Here is a 2,713-nt window from a genome sequence, read left to right on the forward strand (position 1 = left end):
ACCGAGTGAGTTAAAGTAATACTTGAGGTTGACCCCGGAAGTGAGCCTTGCCTGCTCTGGCTCCTGGATATATCGTGCGCGCGAGACACGATGAGCTTCTTGCAAACTTTCGCGGATTTCTTCACTGCAGAACGAATGTACCCCTTCGCGGCGAACTTTTTGCGTTTCTGCTTCATCCTCGTTTTCGCCTACGTCGCCAACCGGATCGCGAGGCGCGTGATCAGGGGGTTGAAGCTGCGCATCGTCACGGCCATGCAGGAGAGGGCTGGCGGAACGACCACCGAGCTCGACAAACGGGCGGGTACGATCATCGCCATCGTCGGCAAGGCGGTAATGGTAGTGATCTGGGCGGTGGCGGTGGTGATGGCCTTGAAGGAGATCGGCTTCGACATCGGTCCCTTGCTCGCCGGCGCGGGCGTGGCCGGCCTCGCCATTGGCTTCGGCGCTCAGAATCTGGTACGGGACGTCATCAGCGGCCTGTTCATGCTGCTCGAGAACCAGGTCCGGGTGAACGACATCGCGGTCATCAACGGAACCGGCGGACTCGTTGAAGAAGTCAATCTGAGGACGACCGTGCTCCGCAGTCTCGACGGCGTGGTGCATGTTTTCCCGAACGGAAACATTCAGAGCCTCTCGAACATGACGCGCAAGTACTCGTTCTATGTCTTCGACGTGGGCGTTGCCTACAAGGAAGATACCGATCGTGTCACCGAGGTCCTCGTGGGCCTGGCCGAGGAGATGATGCATGAAGAAGCCTACAAGGACGACATCCTCGAGCCACTCGAAGTCCTCGGCGTGGATAAGTTCGCGGACTCGGCGGTCGTCATCAAGACGCGTCTGAAGACGCGACCAACCCACCAGTTCAGGATCGGGCGCGAGATGAATCGCCGCATCAAGAAGAAGTTCGACGAGCTAGGGATCGAGATTCCCTTCCCCCACCGAAGCGTCTACTTTGGCGAGGCGAGCGCACCTTTCCGGGTGGACAGCGGTCCGAACCGCGACCTGGTGAAGGCGGTCGTACGCGAAGTGCTCGCGGAAACGGACGGCGTGCGGGAGAAGGCGGAGGCGAAACAGGAGTAGCTCATGCGTTGGGTGCCCGTTGGTTGTGCGTTCGTGGCGGCGGCGTTCTGGTGCTCAGAGGCAGAGCCGCAACCGGTCACGGCATCGCAACTGGATAAGGCAGCGGACGACAACTCGTCCTGGCTCACCTACGGGCGCGACTACTTCGGCCAGCGGTTCGTCCGGCTCGATCAGATCACGCCGGCCAACGTCAATCGGTTACATCCCGCCTGGGTGTTCACTACCGGGGGTGAGAACCGCGGCCTGCAGGCAACGCCGCTGATTCACGAGGGGGTGCTCTACGTTTCGGCCGATGGGTCTCGAGTGTTCGCTATCGACGCGCGAACCGGCAAGAAGAAATGGAGCTACGATCCCAAGATCGGTGACGATGTCGAACGGGTCTACTGCTGCGGCTCGAATAACCGCGGCGTGGCTCTCTTAGGCGAGCTCGTGTTCGTCGGCACGATGGATGCGCGCGTGGTGGCCCTCGACCGGGAAACGGGCGAGGTCGCTTGGGAGACGGAGGTCATCGACTGGGAACAGGGCTACAGCATCACCGGGGCACCCCTCGCGGTCAAGGATATGGTGCTGACGGGTGTCGCTGGCGGGGAGTTCGGAATCCGGGGCTTCGTCAAGGCTTTCGACGCCGAGACCGGTGCTCTGCGATGGACGGCTTACACCATCCCGGGCCCGGGCGAGCCCGGCAACGAGACCTGGCCAGGAGATACCTGGAAGAACGGAGGTGGGCCCACCTGGACGACGGGTGTTTACGACCGCGACCTCAACCTGGTGTACTGGAATACCGGAAACGCGGCGCCGTGGAACTGTCACGTGCGCAAGGGCGACAACAAGTGGACGGCCGCGACCATCGCGATCGAGGTCGACACCGGCACGATCGAATGGGGCTTTCAGTACACACCGTGGGATTGCTGGGACTACGATGCGGTGAGCACTCCGGTGCTCGCGGATGTGGTGCTCGGTGACCGCGGACTGCTCAAGGCCCTGTTCCATCACGACAAGAATGGCTTCTTCTATGCGCTCGATCGGACGAATGGCAGGTTCATCTACGGCGAGCCCATCGTTCCCGGAATCAACTGGGCCTTCGGTCTAGATCCCGAGACCGGTCGTCCCGACGTGAATCCCGACATGGTGGCCGAATCGGGCGGCCCCGAGGTCGGTCCGATCATTCCCAGTCTCGAGGGAGCGATCGACTGGCAGCCTCTGGCGTACAACCCAGAGCTCGGTTACCTCTTCTTCATGTCGAACCAGTGGGCCATGGGATATCGATTCTGGGCCGAGGACCGGTTCGGACCCCCGACCGACGGTGAGTGGTATCTGGGCGCCGACTATCAGCAGTATCTGACGAGCGACCATCCCGGCAACTTCGTCGCCTTCGACGTGGTGGAGCGCAAGGTGGTGTGGCGCGCGGTGAGCCCGGCACCTTTCTGGGCCGGTGCCGTAGCCACCGCCACCGGGCTCGTGTTTACCGGAGACATGCGCGGCTACTTCATGGCTTTCGACGCGCGTTCGGGAACGCTCCTCTGGCAGTTCCAGACCGGCTCGGGCATCATCGGCAGCCCCATTACCTACGAGCTCGACGGCACGCAGTATCTGGCCGTACCCTCCGGCGGCATTGGTGGCGACATGACCTTCT

The 2,713-nt window shown here is 62.0% G+C and carries 2 protein-coding genes; both read left to right on the top strand.

What is annotated here, in order from left to right; genetic code table 11:
- Positions 1-90 precede the first annotated feature (90 nt).
- Complete coding sequence (locus VEK15_10555; protein ID HXV61125.1) at positions 91-1,080, top strand: mechanosensitive ion channel family protein; 990 nt, start codon at positions 91-93, stop codon at positions 1,078-1,080.
- A 3-nt stretch (positions 1,081-1,083) separates the two neighbouring features.
- A partial coding sequence (locus VEK15_10560) for a PQQ-dependent dehydrogenase, methanol/ethanol family (GenBank protein HXV61126.1) occupies positions 1,084-2,713 on the top strand: 1,630 nt, incomplete at its 3' end.

The sequence above is a fragment of the Vicinamibacteria bacterium genome, from assembly GCA_035620555.1.
Taxonomy (GTDB): domain Bacteria; phylum Acidobacteriota; class Vicinamibacteria; order Marinacidobacterales; family SMYC01; genus DASPGQ01.